The 20,904-nt window shown below is 68.9% G+C and carries 26 protein-coding genes; 12 read left to right on the forward strand and 14 right to left on the reverse strand.

Translation table 11 applies throughout. The features are described from left to right. Positions 1-328 precede the first annotated feature (328 nt). Positions 329-1,009, reverse strand: coding sequence for a hypothetical protein (locus LFM09_RS20095; protein ID WP_414098021.1), 681 nt, complete (start codon positions 1,007-1,009; stop codon positions 329-331). Between the two features lie 284 nt (positions 1,010-1,293). Between LFM09_RS20095 and LFM09_RS20100 the strand changes: the two genes are divergently transcribed. After that, positions 1,294-1,557, forward strand: coding sequence for a hypothetical protein (locus tag LFM09_RS20100; RefSeq protein ID WP_414098022.1), 264 nt, complete (start codon positions 1,294-1,296; stop codon positions 1,555-1,557). Here the strand turns inward: LFM09_RS20100 and LFM09_RS20105 are convergent. Both LFM09_RS20105 and LFM09_RS20110 read right to left on the reverse strand, forming a co-directional pair. Beyond that, positions 1,554-1,823 (reverse strand): DUF2277 domain-containing protein, encoded by a 270-nt coding sequence (locus LFM09_RS20105; protein ID WP_414098023.1) that lies wholly within the window; start codon positions 1,821-1,823, stop codon positions 1,554-1,556. The genes LFM09_RS20100 and LFM09_RS20105 overlap by 4 nt on opposite strands. Before the next feature lie 7 nt (positions 1,824-1,830). Further along, positions 1,831-2,391 (reverse strand): helix-turn-helix domain-containing protein, encoded by a 561-nt coding sequence (locus LFM09_RS20110; RefSeq protein WP_414098024.1) that lies wholly within the window; start codon positions 2,389-2,391, stop codon positions 1,831-1,833. 50 nt (positions 2,392-2,441) lie between these two features. On the opposite strand from LFM09_RS20110, the gene LFM09_RS20115 reads away from it, so the two are divergent. Next, positions 2,442-3,251: an NAD(P)/FAD-dependent oxidoreductase gene (locus tag LFM09_RS20115; RefSeq protein ID WP_414098025.1), complete on the forward strand. Its 810-nt coding sequence runs from the start codon at positions 2,442-2,444 to the stop codon at positions 3,249-3,251. Here LFM09_RS20115 and LFM09_RS20120 read toward each other — a convergent pair. Together LFM09_RS20120 and LFM09_RS20125 are read right to left on the reverse strand one after the other, a co-directional pair. Next, positions 3,232-4,962, reverse strand: a complete 1,731-nt coding sequence (locus LFM09_RS20120; protein WP_414098026.1) for a sensor histidine kinase — start codon at positions 4,960-4,962, stop codon at positions 3,232-3,234. The two genes, LFM09_RS20115 and LFM09_RS20120, sit on opposite strands and share 20 nt — an antisense overlap. Further along, positions 4,959-5,624 (reverse strand): response regulator, encoded by a 666-nt coding sequence (locus LFM09_RS20125; protein ID WP_414098027.1) that lies wholly within the window; start codon positions 5,622-5,624, stop codon positions 4,959-4,961. Before LFM09_RS20125 ends, LFM09_RS20120 begins: the two co-directional genes overlap by 4 nt. An 80-nt stretch (positions 5,625-5,704) precedes the next feature. Between LFM09_RS20125 and LFM09_RS20130 the strand changes: the two genes are divergently transcribed. Then, a complete protein-coding gene (locus LFM09_RS20130) occupies positions 5,705-6,505 on the forward strand; it encodes a DUF3152 domain-containing protein (protein WP_414098028.1) in 801 nt (266 codons plus the stop codon). On the opposite strand, the gene LFM09_RS20135 is transcribed toward LFM09_RS20130, so the two are convergent. Then, positions 6,453-7,091, reverse strand: a complete 639-nt coding sequence (locus LFM09_RS20135) for a class I SAM-dependent methyltransferase (protein ID WP_414098029.1) — start codon at positions 7,089-7,091, stop codon at positions 6,453-6,455. The genes LFM09_RS20130 and LFM09_RS20135 overlap by 53 nt on opposite strands. An 85-nt stretch (positions 7,092-7,176) precedes the next feature. Here LFM09_RS20135 and LFM09_RS20140 point away from each other — a divergent pair, with 85 nt between their 5' ends. Next, positions 7,177-7,752, forward strand: a complete 576-nt coding sequence (locus tag LFM09_RS20140) for a TetR/AcrR family transcriptional regulator (RefSeq protein WP_414098030.1) — start codon at positions 7,177-7,179, stop codon at positions 7,750-7,752. Here LFM09_RS20140 and LFM09_RS20145 read toward each other — a convergent pair. From LFM09_RS20145 to LFM09_RS20165, 5 genes are read right to left on the reverse strand one after another with little or no spacing between them, the layout of a single operon-like run. Next, positions 7,716-8,087 (reverse strand): hypothetical protein, encoded by a 372-nt coding sequence (locus LFM09_RS20145; RefSeq protein WP_414098031.1) that lies wholly within the window; start codon positions 8,085-8,087, stop codon positions 7,716-7,718. The two genes, LFM09_RS20140 and LFM09_RS20145, sit on opposite strands and share 37 nt — an antisense overlap. Before the next feature lie 16 nt (positions 8,088-8,103). Then, positions 8,104-9,072: a copper resistance D family protein gene (locus LFM09_RS20150; RefSeq protein WP_414098032.1), complete on the reverse strand. Its 969-nt coding sequence runs from the start codon at positions 9,070-9,072 to the stop codon at positions 8,104-8,106. A gap of 29 nt (positions 9,073-9,101) precedes the next feature. After that, complete coding sequence (locus LFM09_RS20155; RefSeq protein ID WP_414098033.1) at positions 9,102-9,479, reverse strand: hypothetical protein; 378 nt, start codon at positions 9,477-9,479, stop codon at positions 9,102-9,104. Positions 9,480-9,499: 20 nt separating this feature from the next. Next, positions 9,500-9,931: an SCP2 sterol-binding domain-containing protein gene (locus tag LFM09_RS20160; protein WP_414098034.1), complete on the reverse strand. Its 432-nt coding sequence runs from the start codon at positions 9,929-9,931 to the stop codon at positions 9,500-9,502. Between the two features lie 13 nt (positions 9,932-9,944). Beyond that, the gene (locus LFM09_RS20165) at positions 9,945-10,892 is read right to left on the reverse strand and encodes a TIGR03564 family F420-dependent LLM class oxidoreductase (RefSeq protein ID WP_414098035.1); all 948 of its coding nucleotides are present in this window, start codon (positions 10,890-10,892) and stop codon (positions 9,945-9,947) included. Between the two features lie 151 nt (positions 10,893-11,043). Here LFM09_RS20165 and LFM09_RS20170 point away from each other — a divergent pair, with 151 nt between their 5' ends. The 6 genes from LFM09_RS20170 to LFM09_RS20195 are packed head-to-tail and all read left to right on the forward strand — an operon-like array spanning position 11,044 to position 15,535. Beyond that, positions 11,044-11,385, forward strand: a complete 342-nt coding sequence (locus LFM09_RS20170) for a phosphopantetheine-binding protein (protein ID WP_414098036.1) — start codon at positions 11,044-11,046, stop codon at positions 11,383-11,385. A gap of 19 nt (positions 11,386-11,404) precedes the next feature. Beyond that, a complete protein-coding gene (locus LFM09_RS20175) occupies positions 11,405-12,541 on the forward strand; it encodes a beta-ketoacyl-[acyl-carrier-protein] synthase family protein (protein WP_414098037.1) in 1,137 nt (378 codons plus the stop codon). Then, complete coding sequence (locus tag LFM09_RS20180) at positions 12,541-13,209, forward strand: hypothetical protein (RefSeq protein WP_414098038.1); 669 nt, start codon at positions 12,541-12,543, stop codon at positions 13,207-13,209. The genes LFM09_RS20175 and LFM09_RS20180 overlap by 1 nt, the downstream gene beginning before the upstream one ends. Next, positions 13,206-13,907 carry a maleylpyruvate isomerase family mycothiol-dependent enzyme gene (locus tag LFM09_RS20185; protein WP_414098039.1) on the forward strand — a complete coding sequence of 234 codons (702 nt, stop codon included), beginning with the start codon at positions 13,206-13,208 and terminating at the stop codon, positions 13,905-13,907. The genes LFM09_RS20180 and LFM09_RS20185 overlap by 4 nt, the downstream gene beginning before the upstream one ends. Continuing rightward, entirely contained in the window at positions 13,904-15,079 is a 1,176-nt protein-coding gene (locus LFM09_RS20190) for a flavin-containing monooxygenase (RefSeq protein ID WP_414098040.1), read from the forward strand. The genes LFM09_RS20185 and LFM09_RS20190 overlap by 4 nt, the downstream gene beginning before the upstream one ends. Positions 15,080-15,082: 3 nt before the next feature. Then, entirely contained in the window at positions 15,083-15,535 is a 453-nt protein-coding gene (locus LFM09_RS20195; protein ID WP_414098041.1) for an SRPBCC family protein, read from the forward strand. Positions 15,536-15,577: 42 nt separating this feature from the next. Here LFM09_RS20195 and LFM09_RS20200 read toward each other — a convergent pair whose 3' ends face one another. From LFM09_RS20200 to LFM09_RS20210, 3 genes are read right to left on the reverse strand one after another with little or no spacing between them, the layout of a single operon-like run. Next, positions 15,578-16,168 (reverse strand): hypothetical protein, encoded by a 591-nt coding sequence (locus LFM09_RS20200; protein ID WP_414098042.1) that lies wholly within the window; start codon positions 16,166-16,168, stop codon positions 15,578-15,580. Further along, the gene (locus LFM09_RS20205) at positions 16,165-18,321 is read right to left on the reverse strand and encodes a pyruvate, phosphate dikinase (RefSeq protein WP_414098043.1); all 2,157 of its coding nucleotides are present in this window, start codon (positions 18,319-18,321) and stop codon (positions 16,165-16,167) included. Before LFM09_RS20205 ends, LFM09_RS20200 begins: the two co-directional genes overlap by 4 nt. Then, entirely contained in the window at positions 18,321-19,148 is an 828-nt protein-coding gene (locus LFM09_RS20210) for a MaoC/PaaZ C-terminal domain-containing protein (protein ID WP_414098044.1), read from the reverse strand. The genes LFM09_RS20205 and LFM09_RS20210 overlap by 1 nt, the downstream gene beginning before the upstream one ends. Positions 19,149-19,403: 255 nt before the next feature. On the opposite strand from LFM09_RS20210, the gene LFM09_RS20215 reads away from it, so the two are divergent. After that, a complete protein-coding gene (locus LFM09_RS20215) occupies positions 19,404-19,745 on the forward strand; it encodes a phosphopantetheine-binding protein (RefSeq protein ID WP_414098045.1) in 342 nt (113 codons plus the stop codon). Continuing rightward, positions 19,738-20,904, forward strand: a complete 1,167-nt coding sequence (locus LFM09_RS20220; protein ID WP_414098046.1) for a beta-ketoacyl-[acyl-carrier-protein] synthase family protein — start codon at positions 19,738-19,740, stop codon at positions 20,902-20,904. The genes LFM09_RS20215 and LFM09_RS20220 overlap by 8 nt, the downstream gene beginning before the upstream one ends.

The raw sequence follows: 20,904 nt of genomic DNA on the forward strand, positions 1-20,904 counted from the left end.
CGGGCCGCGTCGTCCGCTTCTTCGACTGGACTTGGCGGTCCGTCTACCCAGGCGGGTCGCCTTGTCCGTTTCCTCAACCCGATGGCGCGGCCCGGCTTCCCCGGCGGGCCACGCCATCAGTTTCTTCGACTGGACGCGACGGCCCGTCCCCCCAGACAGGCGGCCTTGTCCGTTCCCTCGACTGGACAGCGCGGCCCGCTCCTCAGCGAGCTACGCGGTCCCTTCCCCCAACCGGACAGCGCGGCCTGCTCCCCCAAGCAGGCCACAACATCCGTCCTTCAACCCGACGACACAGCCCGACCCCCCAGGCGGGCCGCGTCGGCGCCTTCTACCCGGCCTGCACCGACTCGAACAGCCCGGACAGCTGCCAGTGCGTCACGTACCCCATCGCCTCGGCCGCGATCAGCACGTCGAGCTTCCCGAGGTTCGTCCGCACCGGCATCTGGTAGGCCTTGCCCCGCCGCACGTCGAGCACCATCGGCGTCGCCCCCGGCAGCGTGTCCGCGATGGTGTGCTGCAGGATCCGCAGCCCGACGTTCGCCGCCTCCCTGGTCAGCGGCACCTCCTTGGTGTGCACGAGCACGGCGTAGGTCGACCCGTCCTTGCGCCGCAACCCCAGGTGCGGGCGGACCTTCAGGGTCAGGTCGCCGACTCGGTAGGTGGCCGGTTCGACCTGCACACCGGTGGCCTTGAACGACGCCAGCCACGGCAGGAAGCCGTCCGCGATCTCCTCGAACGCGCGCGGCTGGCCCGTGCGGTTCGCGTTCATGATCGCCTTCTTGAGCTCCAGTTCGGGTTCGGTGGAGCTGACCGCTCGTCGCATGGCGTCGCGGATCGGGTTGTAGAACCCGCAGACCTTGGTGTCGGAGGTCAGGTACATCCCCCGCTGCTCCGACACGATGTTGATGCGTCCACGCTGGCCGCTCATGACGTACTCGGTGAACGACAGTGCGGTGACGCTGACGTTGTTGTCCGGCAACGCTTTCTCCCCTCGTACCGCTCTCTTCACCTGACGTTATCCGAGGGGTCTGACAAAAACCGTGCTGCTCCGAACGGTGTAACGACTACGTAGAGTTGAGCGACTCCCCTGTGGGCGCCACTCAATGTGGTGGCCTGGACCTCAATCGGTAAACGGACGGTGACGGACCGGCGACTGATCACGTTGGTGACCGCTCGTCTGCCGTTCGCCGACGCTCACCCAACGCTCACCGCACGACAAGCGGAAGTAACACTCTGTAGAAGATCAACACGGGAGAATGGGTCCCGCAGGAAGAATCGCAGTGAGGGAGCACGATGGCGGTAAAGGCGGAGCGTTCACCCGATAGTGCGGGTGACGTGGAGGTTCCGCAGCCTCGGCAGCCGACGAGGTGGCTCGTCCACCCCGCCCAGTGGCCGCATGCCGCTCAGGTGTCGGTCATCCTCGCGCTGATCGCCCTGCTGCTCTGGGCCATCGCCCTCACGCTCGGTCCTGACCAGGCGTTCATCGTCGGGTCGGCGGGCGTCGCGGCCAAGCTCATCTGCATGTACCTCGACACCCGCGTCGGAACCAGGAACTAACGCCCGTAGCGCTCGGCCGCACGCGCACGAGCCTTCTCGGCCTCCACCTCGCGGTCCTTCGGTGGCGCGGACGTCACCAGCGCGTCGAGCAGTTCCTGGGTCGCCGCCGCGACCGCCGCCACCGCCTTGTCGAACGCCGCCTGGTTCGCCGTCGACGGTTTCGCCGCCCCGCTCACCTTCCGCACGTACTGCAGCGCCGCGGCCTGCACCTCGTCGGTCGTCGCCGGCGGTTCGAAGTTGTGGAGCACCCGGATGTTTCGGCACATGGCTCCACTATGACCTGTTCGGCGGCGCCGCGCGGGTGTGCAGGCGTTCTCCCTGCTTGCCGAACAGGCTGATGATCTCGGCCGGGTTGCCGTCCGCGCTGGCCAGGGCGTGCGGCTGGCGGCAGTCGAACTCGGCCACCTCGCCGGCGCGCAGCACGACCTCCTGCTCGCCCAGTCGCAGCCGGATGCGGCCGCTCAGCACGTAGAACCACTCGTAGCCCTCGTGCACGCGCGGTTCGTGGAGGTTCGTCTCGGTGAGGATCATCTTCCACGCCTGCAGCGGGCCGATCGACCTGGTCAGCGGCACTCCGACGCGGCCGTGGTCGAGCTGGCGCGGCTTCATCGTGACGCGAGGGTCGCCCACCTCGGGCGCGCCGACCAGGTCGTCGAGCGACACCTGGTACGTCCGTGACAACGGCAGCAGCAGCTCCAGCGTCGGCTTGCGCTGGTCGGTCTCCAGGCGGGACAGCGTCGACTTCGAGATGCCCGTCATCTCGGACAACGCCGCCAGCGTCAGATCGTGCTCGGCTCGCAGAGCAGCCAGCCTCGCCCCCACGGAAGTTGCCATAACAGCAACATACGTTGCCGAAACTGCGCTGTCGACCGCATCCTCGAAGCATGAGCTGCGAAGTGGTGATCATTGGTGGGGGAGCGGCCGGACTGAGCGCCGCTCTGATGCTGACCAGGGCGCGCAGGAGCGTGCTGGTGGTCGACGGTGCCGAGCCGCGCAACAAGCCGGCCGCGCACATGCACAACTACCTCTCTCGTGACGGCTTCTCGCCGTTGGACCTGCTCAAGCACGGTCGAGAGGAGGTCGAGGGCTACGGCGGAGAGATCGTCAACGACGAGGTCCGCGGCGTCACGAGGACGGACGACGGGTTCGCGGTCGAGCTGTCCGAACGCACGGTCCACGCCAAGCGGCTGCTGTTCGCGACCGGGCTCGTCGACGAGGTGCCGGACAACCTGCGCGAACGCTGGGGCCGGGACGTCTTCGGCTGCCCGTACTGCCACGGTTACGAGGTCCGCGACCAGAAGCTGGTGGTGTTCGGCGAGGAGATGAAGGTCGCGCTGGTCCGGCAGTGGTCCGACGACGTCACGCACGTCCCGTCGGTCGACGACATCGAGGTCGAGGACGACCGGCTGGTCGCGGTGATCTCCGGCGGCGAACGCTTCCCGGCCGACGCACTCGTGTACTCCGCACCGGTCAAACCACGCGACGAGTTTCTTCTGGCGTTGGGCGCCGAGACCGCGGAAACGATGGCCGGTCCGTTCGTGCGCACGGACGACAAGGGCCGCACGAGCGTGCCGGGTGTCTACGCGGCGGGCAACGTCACGGACCCGACCGCGATCGTCATCGTCGCCGCCGCGCAGGGCGCGCAGGCCGCCGGGATGATCAACATGGACCTGATCACGTCAGCGGCAGGCTGATCCGGAAAGTCGTGCCCACGCCGAGCTCACTGGTCACCGACACCGTGCCGCCGTGCGCCTCCACGAGGTGCCGGGTGATCGCGAGCCCGAGCCCGCTGCCGCCCGTCGTGCGGCTGCGGGACTTGTCCGCCCGCCAGAACCGGTCGAACACGTGCGGCACGTCGTCGGGTGCGATCCCGGTGCCGGTGTCCTGCACTTCGAGGATCGCGGAGTCGCCTTCCTGTCGAAGCCGCACAACGACTTCGCCGCCTGCCGGGGTGTAGCGGACGGCGTTCGCGACCAGGTTGCCGAGCGCCTGCCGCAGCCGCACCGGGTCCGCGGTGGCGTGCACCGGCGTGGTCTCCGCGCGCAGCAGGATCTCGCGGTTCTGCTGCGCGTTGACGACCTGGTCGACCACGTCGTCGAGCGCGATCGGCTCGGGGTGCAGCCGCAACGTGCCGGCGTCGGCCTGCGCCAGGTCGTGCAGGTCGTCCACGAGTCGTTGCAGCAGAAGGGATTCCTCCAGCAGCATGTCGATCAGGTGCGGATCCGGTTCGGCGAGGCCGTCCTGCGTGGCCTCCAGCCAGCCGGTGATGTTGCCCAGCGGTGTGCGCAGCTCGTGTGCGACGTCGCTGATGAGCGCCTGCCGTTGCCGTTCGGTGTCGGCGAGCTTCTCCGACATCGCGTTGAACGACTTGGCCAGCTCACCGATCTCACCTGCGCCACCGGCCACCCGCACGGTCCGGTCGCCTTCCGCGGTGCGTTTGGTGGCGGCGGTCAACGCGCGGATCGGGCGGACGAGCTGGGTCGCCGTGAGCCACGACGCGAAGCCCGCCAGCGCGAGGATTCCCAGCGCCACCAACGTGATCCGGTTGACGCCCGTGGTCGACAGGTCGATCGCCTGCGGCATGCCTCCGGTCGGTTCGGTGATGAAGAGGTTCGCCCGCTCGGCGACGTAGGGCCGCAGCAGCTTCTGGCGGGCCTCGTCCATGCACTCGACGACCTGGGTCGGCTGGCCCGCGACCGCGGTGTACTCCCAGTCGAGCCTGATCGTGCCGAACCTCGGTGGCCTGTCCCCGTAGACGTTCGTCCTGGTCAGGCACTCCTCGAACAACGGGTTCAACTGCGCGTACGCGGCCTTCTCCGTGAACGTGAGCTCGTAGAGCTGCTTACCGGGCAGGCAGTCCCAGTACGAGGGGCTGGCAGGGTCGTCGTTCTCCAGCCGCGGCCTGCCGTTGGGCGCGTCGACGATCTGGATCTTGACGTTGCACTCGTCCTTGAGCTGCCCGGCGTAGGCGTGCAGCGTCCGGTACTCCTCGTCGGTGAGCTTGAACGGCCCCACCGCGCGCGGGTCGATCTTGCCGGTGCCCTGCTTGAGCACCGGGTTGACGTCGAGCGGATCCACGTACGCCCTGGGGTTCACGGGCAACGGTGGTGAGTTCTCGTTCCCGGTGTCGAGCAGCTTCTTGCCGTTGCGGTCCGTCAACGCGATGCGCCGGTTGTGCGTGCGCGCCAGTTCGTCCACCTGGGACTTGACGTCCGCCCAGTTCTTGTTGGTGGCAGCCAGCTTCAGCAGCTCGTCGTAGATCTGGGCGTCGGTTTCGAGTGCCTCGCCCTGCTCCTGCCGGATCGCGCCGGTCGTCGCCTGGCTCGCGAGCCAGGCCGTCACGGCGATCGAGCAGGCCGCGATCACCAGTGAGAACAGGAAGAAGCGAATCAGCAGGGTCTTCATACGAGTTTGTATCCGATGCCGTAGACGGTCAGCAGCCGCTCGGGTCTGCGTGAGTCCTTCTCGATCTTGCGGCGCAGCTTCATCATGTGCACGTCGACCGTGCGCGCGGTGATGAACCCGTCCTCCAGCAGCTGTTCGCGCGTGAACACCCGCTGCGGCTGCGCGGCCATCTTGGCCAGCAACCGGAACTCCGCCGGCGTGAGGGTGATCAGCTCGTCCTCGATGCGCACCTCGTGCCGGATCGGGTCGACGGTCAGATCACCCACCTTCAGCACGGTCGCGCTCGTCTCGCGCGCACGCCCCGTGCGCCGCAGGATCGTCCGCACGCGCGCGACCATCTGCCGTGGCCGGAACGGTTTGGTGATGTAGTCGTCCGCGCCGAGGTCGAACCCCAGCAGCACGTCGTCCTCCGTCGACCGCGCCGTGAGCAGCACGATCGGCACGTCCGACTCCGTCCGGATCGCCCGCATCACGTCGATGCCGTCCACCAGCGGCATCATCACGTCGAGAACCAGCAGGTCGGGGTTGCGGCGCCGGGTCTCGTCGATGGCCGCGCGCCCGTCGTGCACGACGACCACGGAATGCCCGTCGTGCTCGAGGTACCGGCGCACGAGCTCCGCCTGGTGAACGTTGTCCTCGGCCACGAGGATGTGGGCACACACGTTTCGCAGTATGCAGGTCTTCACGACAGTCAAGCGGGACGTAAACAGGTTCTTCATCAGTTCCGGCGAGCGTGGTGCCCATGAAGCTCCACCTGGTGCTGGGTGCTGTCGCGTTGACGGCGGTGCTCCTCACGACCACCCAGCTGGCAGGGGAAACGTCCCCCGCGGCCGCTCCGACGGCGGTGCCGTCGTCGTCTCCTTCTTCCGCTCCGGCGCCTTCGTCCGTGACGCCTTCCTCGGTCGCACCACCGCCACGGGTGTACGCCTCCAGCTCCGACCTGCCCGACGGCCCGGACTTCCCGGCGGCCGGCGCGGGCACGTTCCACGTCGTCCCCGGCGACGGCCCGAGGGTCGGCACCGGACCGTTGCGCACCTACGCCGTCGAGGTCGAGGACGGCATGACGGTCGACGAGCAGGGCTTCGCCACGTTCGTCGACGCCACACTCGCAGACCCGCGCGGATGGACGGCCGGAGGCGCCCGCTCGGTGCAGCGCGTCTCCGGCCCTGCGTCGCTGCGCATCCGCCTGACCTCGCAGAAGACCGCACGGATGGTGTGCGGCTACGAGATCCCGGTCGACGTGTCGTGCCGCGAGGGCAACGCCGTCTTCCTCAGCGCGGCCCGCTGGATCCGCGGAGCCGTTGCGTTCAACGGAGATCTGACCTCGTACCGGCAGTACATGGTCAACCACGAGACCGGTCACGCGTTCGGTCAGCCCCACCGCCCCTGCGAGGTGGCCGGCGGCCCGGCGCCGGTGATGATGCAGCAGTCGTTCAGCGTCTCGAACGACGAGATCGTGCGCATCACCCAAGGAGTTCCGCAGGGTGCTTTCATCCCGCAGGACGGGAAGGTGTGCCTGCCGAACGGGTGGCCGTACCCGTGACCTTGCGGGCCATGACCACCGTCGTGGTCTCGCCCTCGACCGCGAACACCGGCTCGACCTGCCCGAACACCTTCCGGAGCTCGGCCACGACGTCGGCACCGCTGAACCCGGCGATCCTCCGGTAGGCGGCGCGCAGGAACCGGGTCGTCCTCGTCTTCTTGACCAGGCGCATGTCGAACACGAACAGCCGCCCGCCCGGCCTCAACGCGTCTGCGGCGTTCGCCAACGCCGCCGGCACGTCCGGCATCGCGCTGAACGCCCCGAACGCGATCGCCGCGTCGAACTCGCCCGCGCCGTGATCGGTGGTGCACGCGTCTGCTTGGCGGACCTCGACGTTCGGCCACTTCCGCGCACGCTTCCTGGCCACCGCGACCATGCGCGGGCTGGCATCCATCGCGACCACACGTCCTTCTGGCCCAACGGCTTCCGCGAGTGCCGAGATCGACCCGCCGGTGCCGCAACCGATGTCGAGCACGGCCTGGCCGGGCTCCAGCTCCAGCTCGGCGATCGCGAGCCGGTTGAGCGAGCCGGAGAACAGGTCGAGCACGCGGTAGTAGGTGAGTGCGGCGAAGTCCCAGAGCTCCATGACGACCCCCAGTCGGTTTTGCAATGCGACTGCATCGTAAAACGACCTGGTCGTAGGATGCAATGCGATTGCATTGGAGTGAGGCATGCCGAAGCAGGTCGACCACGACGAACGCCGACGTCAGATCGGGGACGCCGTGTGCCGGTTGATCGCCACGAGAGGCCTGGACGCGGTGAGCCTGCGCCACGTCGCCGCCGAGGCGGGAGTGTCGATGGGGCGGGTGCAGCACTACTTCGCCACCAAGGACGAGATGCTGATGTTCGCGTTCGACCTGATCAGCGAACGGGTGGCCGCGCGGCTGGGTGCTGTGGACTCCGACGATCCCGCGGTCTGCCTGCGCGCGATCCTGCTGGAACTGCTGCCGCTCAGCGAAGCCGCACGCGCTGAGGCACCGGTGCTCGCCGCGTTCCTGGCGCAGGCCGTGGTCGAACCGAGGCTGGGTCTGCCGTTGCACGAGGGCAACGGCGCGATGGTGGCGTGGCTCGCCGGGATGATCACGGCGGTTCGCCCCGGCGGTGACTCGGCGAAAGACGCGATGGTGCTGCTGGCGTTCGTCGACGGCCTGATGATGCAGGTGCTGATCGGTCAGGTGTCAGCCGAGGCCGCGGTGGAGCTGGTCGACCATCAGCTGGCGCTGGTCCTGGGTGGCAGCAGGAGGTGAACGGCGAAGCCGCAGCCGGTCGCCAGCACGGCCTGGTAGATCAGCGACAGCTGGGTCCCTCCGACCAGGAACACCGCCTCCAGGCCGGTCGTCCACCAGCCGGCGAGCGCGCCGAGACCGGTGACGTGCCAGCCGAAGAACGCCGCGCACCAGCCGACCACGACCCACGCCGCACTGCCGCGGCGGGCGAAGAGCACCAGCGAAACAGCGGCGACGGCGTTGAAGACGAGGCCGATCGCGGTGAGCTCGGGCGTGCTGCTCCACACGAGGCCGGCCAGGGTCTGGATCACCAGGACGGCGGCGACGACGGAGATGCCCAACCGGGTCTTGTCCACGCGGCAGGGTAACTGTTCAGGCGATGACCGGCGCACGCGACAGCACGGTGCCGAGTCCATAACAGACTCCCAGCACACCGATCTCCACCAGCGCCAGCGACACGAACGCCGTGCGCTCCCGCAGGACGATCCGCGGCAGCAGGCGGGTCCGGATCGTCCCGCCGAGGAAGGCCACCGACCCGACGCACGCCACCTTCGCCAGGCTGATCAACCCGTAGGTCGTGGTGAAGAACCCGGCCAGTCCGACGCCGGGTGTGGTCCCGAGCTCGACGCCCGAGTTCACCAGGCCGCTCAACGCCACGGCGGCGATCGCGATCGTGGCGAGCAGCGAGAACCGGGGCAGGGCAACGGCGAGCACCGCGGGCAGGTGGGCCAGGATCATCACGAGAGCGAGCAGGCCGCCGGTCCACGCGGCCGCGGCCAGCACGTGGGCCTGCAGGGTCAGCACCGTGACGTCGCTGTACTCGGAGCCGCGGGCGTGCCCGGTGAGCGGCAACGGCACCACCGCGCACAACGCCAGCACGAACCGCAGCTCGGCCGGGATCAGCAAAGGGCGCCGCAACGACACCGCGCCGACAACCAGGCACGCCAGCGCCAACACCACAGTGGCCAACAACGACTGGCCGACGACCACGAGTTTGATGTACCGCAACACGTTCGGCACGGTCACCGGCCAGAGCTCGGCGACCTGCAGCACCAATGTCACCAAAGACGCCAGCGCCACCACCGAAGCCGCCGCGATCCCACCCGCGGTCGCGCTGCGCACCACGCGCCCGGACAACACCGGCACCAGCGCGCAACCGACGACGAGCACCGAACCGACGTTCATCAGCACCCGTGCGACAGGCAGGGCATAGGTGACGAACGGACTCGCCGAGAGCCCGGCGATGGCGTTCAACGACGTCCACGCCGTCCCACCCACGACCGCGACGAGTGCGGCCGCGCAGAACCATCCGAGCGGGGAGAGCCGCACGGAGGGTGACACGCGCGCAGGGGTGGGACGGCGCATCAGCACTAGCGCGTCTCCTCGACCTTGGCGGTCAGCACGGTGTCGGTCGCGATGATGCCGATCATGCCGGCGACCATCTGCCCCTGGCCCGGCTTCGACCCGGTCGCGATGATCCCGGCCAGGTCCGCGACGTCGCACGCCGTGCCCGCGGCCATCCACGCCTTTTCGTTGCGGCCCTTGCGCAACGCGTTCAAGAGACCAACGCCGAGGGCGAGGTCGCGGGCGGCATATGCACCCGCGACCGCCCGCGCGCGCGGACTCGTGCCGGTCGATCCGAAGAGCTTCGCCATGGTGCTCTGCGGCGCGAACGCGAACATCGCCGCCACGACGACGCGGACGCCGACCACGCCGTAGGTGAGCAGACGGATCGGGTGGATCTTCACGGTGCTCCTAAGTGGACGGTTCACGGACGCGCGAACCAGCTCTCGAACTTGGTGGCGGCCATCATCTCGCCCGACACCTTGATCTTGCGTGTGAGGAACGCGCGGACCGGTGCCATGGTGCCGACGAGAACCTGGAGGAACACCGCCAGGTCCATGGTCATCGTGACGTTCGGCGCCTCGGTGTCGCCGCGACCGGCGATGCATGAGCGATCGGCGACGACCGCGTGGTAGCGGTAGGTCTCGCCGGCTGACGTGATCACGTACTGGAAGCTGATGTTCTGGTCGCCGGCCCGTTCCGGGATGAACGCGCCGGGCAGGTTCGCGAACACGAGGTCCAGCAAGCCTTCCACGCCGCCGTCACGCCCGGTCGCGTACGCGTCGACGCCGTCGGTGCCGAGTCCGGTGATCGCCTGCTTGATCTCGTGGAACGCCACGGTGTTCTGGTCGGTCATGTCGAGGTTCTCCTCACGGGTTGGTGAGCAACGCGTGTGTGCGTTCCTGCTCGGTCTCGGAGCCGATCACCAGCGCGTTGAGGTCGGTGACGCCGATGTCTTCCAGCCGCTTCAGCGCACCCGCGACCTGGTCCTCGGTGCCCACCAGGGCGATGTCACCGCCGTGCTCGGCGTCTTCCTTGTCCAGCATGGCCTTGTAGTTCGGCAGCGACCGGTAGATGAGGAACATCCGCGCGGCCAGGTCACGGGCGGCATCGGCGTCATCGGTGACGCACACCGGCAACGACGCCACAACGCGCGGCTGTGGCTTGCCCGCCTTGTCCGCCGCCGCCGTCAGCAGCGGAACCGTGTGCTCCTCCAGGGTTTTCGCCCCGGTCATCCACGTGATCACGCCGTCGGTCAGCGACCCTGCGACTTCGAGCATCCGCGGACCGAGCGCTGCCACCAGGATCGGGACGCGGCGTGGCACGTCGAACGACAGCGAGCCGCGCGCGGACACCGTGTCGCCCTCGTAGAACACCGCGCCGGTCTCAAGAATCTCGTTGAGCACCTCGACGTACTCGCGCATCCGGTGCGCGGTGCGGTCGTAGGTGTAGCCCCACTGGTCCTCGACGACGTGCCGGTGCGACACACCGATGCCGAGGGTGACCTGGCCGTCGTAGGACGCCTGCACGGTCAGGGCCTGCTCCGCCATCACCATGGGGTGACGCGGAAACGTTGGCAGCACACAGGTTCCCAGTTCCATCCCCGAGATCTGGGTTCCGGCGACCGCGAGCGCCGTCAGGGCGTCGTAGCCGAACAGCTCGTGCCGCCGCCGCCGGTTGCCGCCGCTGTGTCGCGGGCCGCCGCCGGGACTCTGCGGGAGCCACGCGCTGACGTAACCGCGCTCGTGGGCTTCCCGGACTTTGCGCACCAGCTCGTCAAGCCGGCGACCGCCGTCGATATTGATGCCGATTCGCACGAGAGCCGAAGCTAGTACCGATGTCTCCACGGGGACGAGCGGCAAGTGCGGATGTGGTGCCGGAGTGGGCTATCTGCGGTTGTAGAACCGATTGCGCACAAGTGCGGAGGTAGGTTTGAGCTCTCCGGCGAGGACGGTGTTTAGTCGCCCCATGTCTGTGAATCGTGTCGAGATCTTTGAGCGTCTGCGCACCCAGATGGCGAAGCATTTGGAACTGGATGCCGACTCTATTGAGCTGGACTCGCGTCTGGTCGACGACCTCGACGCGGATTCGCTCGATTTGCTGGAATTGATTCTCGCTCTGAAGGGCGAGTTCGGGATCGGCGTGAACGACGGCGAGGTCAAGTTCCTGCTGACCGAGCTGGCGCGGTTCCTGCCGGACGTCGGCACCGGCGGTCAGCTGTCGGACCAGGAACTGGCCGAGGTCTCGCGACGGCTGTCCGTGGCCAACATCGTGGAGTTCATCGCTGATCGGGTTGGTGCCGGTGTCTAGCCCAACAGGATCTGGGGCCGTGTGGGTCACCGGCATCGGCGCGGTGACACCCGGCGGCTGGTCCGTCGAGGAGTCCTGGAGCGCGGTGTCGGCGGGCAAGTCCTGCATCAGCCAGGTCGACCGGTTCACGACCTTCTCCTCGTCCAGCCGGGTCGCCGGGATGGTGCCGGGCCGGGAGGCCGTGCTGCCCGAGCACTCGCTGTCGCTGGAGTACGGCGTGCACGCGGCCCGGCAGGCGCTCGAACGGTCCGGGCTCGCCGCCGTGGACACCGCGATCGTCGCGAACCACGGCGAGCGCAGGCTGCCCGCGGAAAGCGCGTCCGGCCGCGTCACCGGCGTGTCCGACATCGCCTCCGAGGTCGGCAAAGTCGCTGGTGCGAGTAGCTACAGCGCGCCGTACGGGGCGTGCGCCGGCAGCGCGCAGGCCATCGGGACGGCCGCGAAGCTGATCAGGAGCGGCCGCGCTCAGACCGCGCTGGCGGGTGGCTGCGACGCACTGGTCACGCCGTTCGACTTCTTCTCGTTCTCCAGCCTCTACGTCATGTCGACGCGCGAGTGCCCGCCCGAGGAGGCCTCCTGCCCCTTCGACGTGCGGCGCGACGGGTTCGTGCTGGCCGAGGGTGCGGCGTTCCTGATCCTCGAGTCCGAGGCGCACGCGCGGGCGCGCGGCGCCGAGCCGCTGGCCGTGCTGGAGGGCTTCGGCCTGCGCCAGAACGCGTACCACATGTTCGCGCCGCCACCGGACGGCCGCGGTCCCGCCGACGCGATGCGCGAGGCGTTGCGCGACGCCCGCCTCGACCCGTCGGCCATCGGGTACATCAACGCGCACGGCACCAGCACGAAGGACAACGACTCCTCGGAGACGATGGCCATCCGCGAGGTGTTCGGCGCGCACGCGGACGTTCTCCCGGTCAGCTCGAACAAGAGCCAGATCGGCCACACAATGGGTGCCTGCGGTGCGATCGAGGCAGTGCTGAGCATCCAGTCACTGCGTTCGGGAATCATTCCGCCGACCTCGAACCTGCACGAACCCGATCCCGCCTGCGATTTGGACTACGTGCCGTTGAAGCCGCGCGAGATCGCGGTCGACCACGTGCTCAGCAACAGTTTCGGATTCGGCGGCCACAGCGCTTCTCTCATTTTCGGGCGGGTGTGATGAACATTCACGTCACGGCCGTCTGCGCGGCGGCCGAACAGCAGGAGGACGTGCGCGGGCAGGTCAAGGCGCTCGCCTCGCGCAAGATTCTGCGATTCCTCGACGCGGTGTCGTACGGGCCGTTCGCGGCCGTCGCCACCGCGTACCGGCGCAACCCCGTGTGCGAGCCGGAGCACGTCGCGCTCTACACCGTGAGCGGGTGGGACGGCGACATGCCCGACCAGCCGTTCCCGACCGACGGTTCGCGCGAGGAGTACGCGAAGCTCAGCAGGCACATCCTGGAGGACGCCAACCCGACCGGCTGGTTGCGGATGCTGTCCAACAACTCGCTGTGCCAGGTGTCGATCGTCGAAGGCTTCCGCGGTCCCAACGCGCACTTCGTCGGTGACGCGAACGCGCTGGCCCAGGCGCTCGCCGCCGCGGCCTACGACCTGCGCACAGGTGCCGCGAAGCTCGCTCTGGTCGTCGCTTACGACGTCGCCGAGGCCGACCGCAACAACCCGTCCGACCGCGCGCCGAGCACGGCCGCCGCGATCGGGCTGAGCGCAGCCGAGGACGGAACCGACGTGCTGCCAAGGCTTTTCGAGATCATCGACGCCGCCGCGGCCGAACGCCGGACCGCGCTGGAGGCGTTGGAGCTGGCTCTCCCGGTGGGAGCGCAGTCGTGAGGCAGCGTCAGATCGCACCGCCGATCGTGCTGCCGCGGACCGAGGTCATGGCCGGCATCGCGGAGTACTGCGAGAACTTCGGCACGCTCGTGCGGTCGCTGAACGAGCAGGAGTGGACCGCGCCGAGCCGGTGCGAGGGCTGGGAGGTCCGCGACGTCGCGGGTCACGTGGCCGGGCTCTTCGCCGACGTGGCGGTCGGCCGCATGCAGGGCCAAGGTCTGCCCGAGGTCACCGCGCGCCAGGCCGCCGACCGCCGCGACCGCGAACCCGCCAAGGTGGCCAAGGAACTGGAGAAGGCCGGCCGGTTGTGCGGCCAGGTGCTCGCCGGGTTCGACGACGACGCGTGGCTCGCCCGTGCGCCCGGCGGGTTCCCCGGGCCGTTGCGCCGCGCCGTTCTCGTGCTCTGGTACGAGCTTTACGTGCACGGTGACGACATCCGGCACGCCATCGGCCGCCCGTCGGACCGCGGCACCGGCATGCGCGCGAGCGTCGTGCACGTCGCGGAGACGTTGGGGCTGTGGGGCTGGGGCCCGGCGACGCTCGAACTCGACGGCGTGGAGAGCCTGCCTGTGCGGGGTGGCGGACCCGTCGTCAACGGCGACCCGCTCGCCTTCGTGCTGGCCGCGACCGGCCGGACCGACCCGCTGCCACTGGGCCTGGACGAGAACGTGAACATCTACCGCAGGGTGGACGCATGACGAACACCGTCGTGATCGGTGCGGGCGTGGCGGGGCTCGCGGTGACGCGTTGCCTGCGAGACAACGGCATCGAGGCGATCGCGCTCGACGAGAACCCGGACGTCGGCCACACGTGGGCCAACCGCTACGACAACCTGAAACTCAACTCGGTGCGGTGGCTCTCGCACATGCCGGGCATGCCGATGCCCAAGCGCTACGGCCGCTGGGTCAGTCGCGACGATCTCGTCGAGTACGTCAACGCTTATGCCGCGCCGATCAAGGACCAGATCCGCAACGGCGTCAAGGTCCTGCGGGTCGAGCGCGGTACGCCGTGGCGCGTCGTCACTGATCAGGGCGACTTCGACGCGGCCCACGTAGTGGTGGCGACCGGGCTCTACGGCACACCGGTCATCCCGGACTGGCCCGGCCGCGACACCTATCGCGGCCGGTTGCTGCACGCCGCCGACTACATGCGCACCGAGCCGTTCGAGGACAAGCGGGTGCTCATCGTCGGACCTGGTGTGTCCGGTGTGGACATCGCGGCGGATCTCCTGTCGCGCAGGGGTGGCGAGCTCGTGGTCGCCGTGCGGACGCCGCCGAACTTCCTGCCGCGCGAGATGTGGAACATCCCGTTGCAGGGCCTGTCCGTGACGAACCGGCACGCCCCGACGGCGGTGCAGGACCTCGGCGGCAAGCTCATCCAGTGGCTGTCGGTCGGCGACCTGGGCGACACACCGTTGGGCCGCCCCACCGAGGGCATGTTCAGCAGGCTCAAGCGCACCGGCGTCAACCCCGCGGTCGACGACGGCGTGTTCGTGCCGGCCGTGCGCGAGGGCAGGGTCGAGGTCGTGGACGAGGTCGTCGGGCTGTACGAGGACGGCGTCGTCACGAAGTCCGGCAAGAAGGTCGAGGCGGACGCGATCATCGCCGCCACCGGCTACCGCACCGGCCTCGCCGACGTGCTGGGCCCGCTCGGCGTGCTCGACTCACGTGGCGTGCCGCCGCAGTACGGCAAGGACAACCAGCACTGGGCTGACCAGGGCCTGCACTTCGTCGGGTTCGCCTCACCGCTCACCGGGCACCTGCGTGAGATCGGTCTGCTGGCGAGGAAGACCGCGAAACGGATCAGGCGCGCGCCGGTCCCCGCGGCGGCACCGGTAGCGTCGGTGCCGTCCATGCGCACGGGGAGGTAAGTCATGGCGTACGGCGAGGCAAGGGAACACATCGCCCGGCCGGCTGGGGAGATCATCGAGTTCATCCTCGACCTGCGGCAGTACCAGCAGGTCGACGCGAAGCTGGGCAAGATCCACTGGGTGAAGCGCGACGGCAACGTCGTCACGTTCAAGTTCCAGCCCAAGCTGCTCGGACTGCCGGGGCCTGCGACGACGCAGAAGGTCGTGCTGTCCGACGACGGCAAGCGCATCGACATCGGTGGCGCGGAGCCCGCGTTCACCGACAAGATCGCGGCCTTCGCGGCGTTCTTCCGCTTCGAGGAGGGCGACGGCGGCACCTGGGTGACGCGGCGGGTGACGTTCACGTTCCCGTCCGCGCTGGCCTGGCTGCTGGACAAGCCCTTCAGCAAGTGGCTGGCGAAGGACGTGCCGGACGAGCTGGCGAAAGCCAAAGCGTTCCTCGAACGCGCGGCGTGAGCTGAACGAAGAAGGGCCCCTCTCGCGAGGGGCCCTTTCTCGTTAGTCGTCTTCTTCGCGCTGCCGGTCGAGCAGGATCAGCAGGTCCTCGTGCAGTTCGAGCCACACGTCGTGGTACGACTCGCGCATCGGCTGCAGCAGCGCCGCCGCCTCACCGCCGCGGAACCGGTCGTAGGCCGAGACGAACCGCGCCACGTACTTGGTGAAGCGGGGAGCGCTGGCCCCGAACCGCTCCAGCAGGATGAGGTTCGCTTCGTGGATCGTGGTCAGCTCGGTCTCGACGACCTCGGCCTTGCCGCCGGCGAGCTGCCAGTGCGTGCACAGCTCCTTGAACTTGCCGTTGAGCTTGAGGAACTCGTCGTCGTACAGCGCGCCCATCACCGCGAGGTCCACAGTGGACTTCTCGATGGAGATGCGCTCGCCGATGTTCGTCCTGCCCTCCGGCGTGAGCAGCCAGCCGCTGATCCGGCCGGAGCGCAGCAGCACCAGACCCTTGGCGGCGTTGGCCTCCAGCACCGCGGCGGCGATCTCCTCGTCGGCACCGATCGCGGCGGCGATGCTGGACGTGCTCGCCCTGCCCTTGAGGCGCAGGCTGTGCAGCACCGCGGTGTCGAACTCTTCGGTCGTGGTCATGTCAGCACTTCCCCGGGTTGTGATTCGCTGCGCCAGCGCAGGAGACATTCGATCTGCGGCGACGGCGGTGCCGTCTTCCGCCGGGTGGTGAGGTCACCCTCGTACACGGCGCCGGACGAGCCGTCGACCGTGACGAACTTGCCCAGCAGCTTCTTCACGACACCGTCACCGCAGCCGACGACGCACGGCAGGCCGATCTGCCTGCCGACGACGGCCGCGTGCGACGTGCTGCCGCCCCGTTCGGTGATCACGGCGGCCGCGACCAGGAAGCCGTGGACGTCGTGCGGGCTGGTGGTGGGGCGGGCCAGGATCACCGGCTTGCCCAGGTCGGCGAAGTCGCCGGCCTCGTCCGCGTCGTCGACGACCCAGCCGGTCGCGAAGCCGGGGGAGACGCCCAGGCCGGTCGCGACGGGGGCGTCGGAAGAAGCGGCGACGGCGGCGTCCTCGGTGGTCGACGGCAGCCAGTCCGCCGGCACGCGGGACAGCGCCTCCGGGATGTCGATCAGTCCTTCGTGGACCAGATCGACCGCCCAGTGCACAGCGGCGACGGCAGAGCTGGAGGAGTTGCGGGCCTGCAGCAGGAAGAGCTCACCCGACTCGACGGTGAACTCGATCTCCAGGACGTTGCGGTGCGCGCGTTCGAGCCGCTGGCCGATCGCGATCAGCTGCCGGTAGATCTCCGGCTGCTCCTCGCTCAGCGCGGTCAACGGCAACGGCGTCCGCTTGCCCGCCACCAGGTCCTCGCCCTGCGCCCGCGGCAGCCACTCGCCGAACGGCACGGCCTCACCGGTGATCGGGTTGCGGGTCACGTACACGCCGGTGCCGGAGCGTTCGTCGCGGTTGCCGAACACCATCGCCTGCACGGTGACCGCGGTGCCCAGGTCGTCCGGGATCCCGTTGGCCTGCCGGTAGATCCGCGCGCGGTCGCTGTGCCACGAGTCGAAGATCCGGCAGATCGCGGACCGCAGCTGCGCCAACGCCTCGGTGCGCGTGCCGTCGGAGTCGAACGCGACCAGCGTCGGCAGGTCGGGGAACGACTCGCGCAACGTCGAGCTGAGCTCGTCGAGCTGCCAGGCCGCGCTGGCGTGGGTGAGACCGACGTTGAGGATCGTGTCCATCATGCCCGGCATGCTGACCGGGGCGCCCGAGCGCACCGACACCAGCAGCGACGGCGAGCTGCCGAAGCGCGAACCGGTGCGGCGCTCCAGCATCTCCAGCTGGGTGAGCACCTCCGCCCAGATCTCCTCGGGCAGCGTGCCGTCGTTGCGGAAGTACTCGTGGCAGGCGCGGGTCGTGAGCGTGAACGCGGGTGGCACCGGGATGCCGAGCTGGTTCATCTGCTGCAGTCCCCAGCCCTTGCCGCCCAGCACGGCGCGGTCGGCCGTGACGGACCCGTCGAGCGGGACGACGAAGGCTACCGGCGAGGCCGGCGGTTTCTCCGACATGCTTCGTGCGCTCCAGAGTTCGGGGAAGAACCACTTGTCGAGGGTCTTCCTCAGGTACGAGAAACCTTCGCTGCCGGCGGTTCCCGGCGCGACGCCGATCGCGTGCAGCACCATCAGGTAGTGGCGGTAGCGCCACTGGCTGAAGACCATGTCGTACTCGACGAGGTCCTCGGCCAACGCCCGCAGCTCGTCGTTGGGCGCCTTGGGGTCGTAGAGCTTCGAGACCGTGATCCCCGCCCGCTGCAGCAGGTCGAGGAACGACTGGCGCAGCGAGGAGTTTCCGGCCCGGCGGCGCACGTTGACGTCGTCGGACCCGACCGCTCGCGCGATCCGCAGCACGCCGTCACGGGCGAGTCCCGAAGCCAGCTCCAGCTCGCGGAACTGCCCGGACTGCAGGCCGCTCGCGTTGCCCAGCGCCGGTCGGAACGCGGCGAACTCCTTGGCGGGCATGGTGTCCAGCACGTCGAGGTGGGCGAGCCACAGCCGGACGATCCGGTGCAGCCGCTGCACGCCGTGACGTGCCGCGGTCAGCTCGCCGTGCGTCATCGCGCCGATGACCTGGTCGATCTCGTGCAACGCCTCGGCGAACCACAGTTCGAGTGCCTGGTGCGTCACGATGAACAGGTACTCGTCCGGCACGTCGGTCAACGGCCGCTGCAGGCTGAGCAGCGCGGGCACGTCGAGATAGCCACCGTAGGGACTGGTCATCACTGGCCTCCCAAGGCCTGTGTCGAAGGCTGGATCCGCGATAGCCGGAACCAGGTGCTCTTCAGCACGGCCTTGCCGTCGTGCTTGGCCGACACCAGGTAGGTGTTCGGCGAACCGGAACTGTGCGCGGTGAAGTCGACCGCGGTGTCCGGCAGCACCGGCCGGGTGAACCGGGCTCGCACGTAGGACAGTCGCCCGTCGAGTTTGTTGGCCAGCCCGCTGATCCCGGTCGCGAGCGTGCACATGCCGTGCACGATCCGGCGCGGGTGCCCGGCCTGGCGGGCCAGTTCGTCGTCGAGGTGCAACGGGTTGTGGTCGTCGGCCGCGTCGGCGTACTGCTGCGGCGTCTCCTCGCCGAAGTACTGGCTCAGCTCCACCGCGATGTCCTTTTTGGACGGCTGGGTGAAGCGGCGGGGGTCCGGCGGGAACCCGCTGCTGCCCTGCACGGCGAGCGTGCTCTCCATCGTGACGACGGAGCGGCCTTCGGTGTCCGTGAGCGTGCAGCGGATGATCGCCGCGTCGCCGAAGCCGAAGCCGACGACGTCACGCACCTCGGCGTGTCCGTCGAGGACCTCGCCGATGCGCATGTCGCGGTGGAACAGCATTCTCTGCTCCGCGTGCAGCACCAGCTGGTCGGCCGTGCCGAGCTCGGGCGCCTGGTAGATCAGCCGCCACAGCGGTGCGACCAGGCGGACGGAGTAGAACGCCGGTGCCGTGCCGGCCTTCGGTTCGTCACCGACGGCGGCGGCGTACAGAGCGCTCTCGTCGGCGTCGACGCGCAGCGCGTTGATCGAGAAGCGGCGTCCGGCGAGCGTGCGGCGATTCACCACGAGCAGCCCCCAGCGGGAAGAGAGTGGAAGTGGCCGCCAGGGTTGTGCAATCGGTTCGCGACGGGGAAGCCGCAAGTGCGGATGTGGCCCCGAATGATCGTATCTGCGGTTGTAGCTGCGATTGCTCCTAAGTGCGGAGCTAGGTTTGAGCCGCTCGCTGGGCGCGGTGTTTAGTACGACGTACCGGCCACTCCTCGTGCCGGACTCAATCTTTCAGTCAGAAGCAATGTATCCGTGGGGTGGGGAATCACCATGTCTGTGAATCGTGTCGAGATCTTCGAGCGCCTGCGCACCCAGATGGCGAAGCATTTGGAACTGGATGCCGACTCGATTGAGCTGGACTCGCGTTTGGTGGACGACCTGGACGCGGATTCGCTGGATCTGCTGGAGCTGATTCTGGCGCTCAAGGGCGAGTTCGGCATCGGCGTCAACGACGGCGAGGTCAAGTTCCTGCTGACCGAGCTGGCGCGGTTCCTCCCCGACGTCGGCAACGGCGGCCAGCTGTCCGACCAGGAGCTGGCCGAGGTCTCGCGCCGTCTCTCCGTGGCCAACATCGTCGAGTTCATCGCCGACCGGGTGGGTGCCGGTGTCTAGCGGCAACGAGGTCTGGGTCACCGGCCTGGGCGCTGTCACGCCCGGCGGCTGGTCCGCGGAGGAGACCTGGGACGCGGTCGCCGCGGGCAAGCGGTTCGGCCAATACCTGCAGCGCTTCCCGCTCTACGACGCGGCCACGCGGGTCGGCGCCCCGGTGCCCTCACTGGAGAACGCGCCGCTCGACCGCTCGCACGCCATCGCGTTCGGTCAGCACGCCGCCCGTGAGGCGATGCTGCAGGCCGGCCTCGGCGCCGAGACCGGTGTCGACGTCGCCGTCGTCGCCACGCACGGCGAGCGCCAGATGCCCGGCCCCGGTCGTCCCGCGCAGCTGGGCAAGGTCGCCGACATCGTCGAGTCGGTGCGCAAAACCGCTGGTGCACGGCGCACGACGGCGCTGTACGGCGCCTGCGCGGGCGGTGCCCTCGCGGTCGGTTCGGCCGCGAAGCTGATCCGTTCCGGCGAGGCCGACGTGGTCATCGCGGGCGGCACGGACAGCCTGCTGCGCGAGATCGACTACTTCTCGTTCTGCAGCCTCTACGCGATGACGGCGCGGGACTGCCCGCCCGAGGAGGCGTCCTGCCCGTTCGACGCCAACCGGGACGGGTTCCTGCTGGCCGAGGGCGCGGCGTTCGTCGTGCTGGAGTCCGAACGGCACGCGCGCGGCCGTGGCGCCGACCGGCTCGCCACGATCGACGGCTTCGGGTTCTCGCAGAACGCGTACCACATGGTGGCCTCGCCGCCCGATGCTCTCGGGCCGCAGTACGCGATGGCCAGGGCGGTGCACGACGCGGAGCTCGACCCGTCGGACATCGACTACATCAACGCGCACGGCACCAGCACGCGGGACAACGACTGGTGCGAGACGCTCGCGATTCGGCAGGCGTTCGGCAACGCGGTCGCCGAGCAGATTCCGATCAGCTCGGTAAAGGGCGTGCTGGGGCACAGCATGGCCTCCGCGGGTGCCATCGAAACGGTTATCAGCGTGCTCGCGCTGCGTGACCAGATCGCGCCACCGACCGTGAACCTGGTCAATCCCGACCCGCGCTGCGATCTCGACTACATCCCGGACGGCGCGCGCGAGATGAAGCTCGAAAAGGTCGTCAACAACAGTTTCGGATTCGGCGGCCACAACGCGTCGCTCGTGATCGGCAGGGGGTGA

Source organism: Lentzea alba, assembly GCF_047445655.1.
GTDB lineage: Bacteria > Actinomycetota > Actinomycetes > Mycobacteriales > Pseudonocardiaceae > Lentzea > Lentzea alba_A.

What these genes read in the sequence shown, in the direction of transcription:
- LFM09_RS20200 (WP_414098042.1), bottom strand. Translation starts at nt 16,168, where the DNA reads ATGACCACGACCGAAGAGTTCGACACCGCGGTGCTGCACAGCCTGCGC.
- LFM09_RS20140 (WP_414098030.1), top strand. Translation starts at nt 7,177, where the DNA reads ATGCCGAAGCAGGTCGACCACGACGAACGCCGACGTCAGATCGGGGAC.
- LFM09_RS20180 (WP_414098038.1), top strand. Translation starts at nt 12,541, where the DNA reads ATGAACATTCACGTCACGGCCGTCTGCGCGGCGGCCGAACAGCAGGAG.
- LFM09_RS20105 (WP_414098023.1), bottom strand. Translation starts at nt 1,823, where the DNA reads ATGTGCCGAAACATCCGGGTGCTCCACAACTTCGAACCGCCGGCGACG.
- LFM09_RS20135 (WP_414098029.1), bottom strand. Translation starts at nt 7,091, where the DNA reads ATGGAGCTCTGGGACTTCGCCGCACTCACCTACTACCGCGTGCTCGAC.
- LFM09_RS20170 (WP_414098036.1), top strand. Translation starts at nt 11,044, where the DNA reads ATGTCTGTGAATCGTGTCGAGATCTTTGAGCGTCTGCGCACCCAGATG.
- LFM09_RS20120 (WP_414098026.1), bottom strand. Translation starts at nt 4,962, where the DNA reads ATGAAGACCCTGCTGATTCGCTTCTTCCTGTTCTCACTGGTGATCGCG.
- LFM09_RS20195 (WP_414098041.1), top strand. Translation starts at nt 15,083, where the DNA reads ATGGCGTACGGCGAGGCAAGGGAACACATCGCCCGGCCGGCTGGGGAG.
- LFM09_RS20160 (WP_414098034.1), bottom strand. Translation starts at nt 9,931, where the DNA reads ATGACCGACCAGAACACCGTGGCGTTCCACGAGATCAAGCAGGCGATC.
- LFM09_RS20110 (WP_414098024.1), bottom strand. Translation starts at nt 2,391, where the DNA reads ATGGCAACTTCCGTGGGGGCGAGGCTGGCTGCTCTGCGAGCCGAGCAC.
- LFM09_RS20215 (WP_414098045.1), top strand. Translation starts at nt 19,404, where the DNA reads ATGTCTGTGAATCGTGTCGAGATCTTCGAGCGCCTGCGCACCCAGATG.
- LFM09_RS20130 (WP_414098028.1), top strand. Translation starts at nt 5,705, where the DNA reads ATGAAGCTCCACCTGGTGCTGGGTGCTGTCGCGTTGACGGCGGTGCTC.
- LFM09_RS20190 (WP_414098040.1), top strand. Translation starts at nt 13,904, where the DNA reads ATGACGAACACCGTCGTGATCGGTGCGGGCGTGGCGGGGCTCGCGGTG.
- LFM09_RS20205 (WP_414098043.1), bottom strand. Translation starts at nt 18,321, where the DNA reads ATGACCAGTCCCTACGGTGGCTATCTCGACGTGCCCGCGCTGCTCAGC.
- LFM09_RS20115 (WP_414098025.1), top strand. Translation starts at nt 2,442, where the DNA reads ATGAGCTGCGAAGTGGTGATCATTGGTGGGGGAGCGGCCGGACTGAGC.
- LFM09_RS20100 (WP_414098022.1), top strand. Translation starts at nt 1,294, where the DNA reads ATGGCGGTAAAGGCGGAGCGTTCACCCGATAGTGCGGGTGACGTGGAG.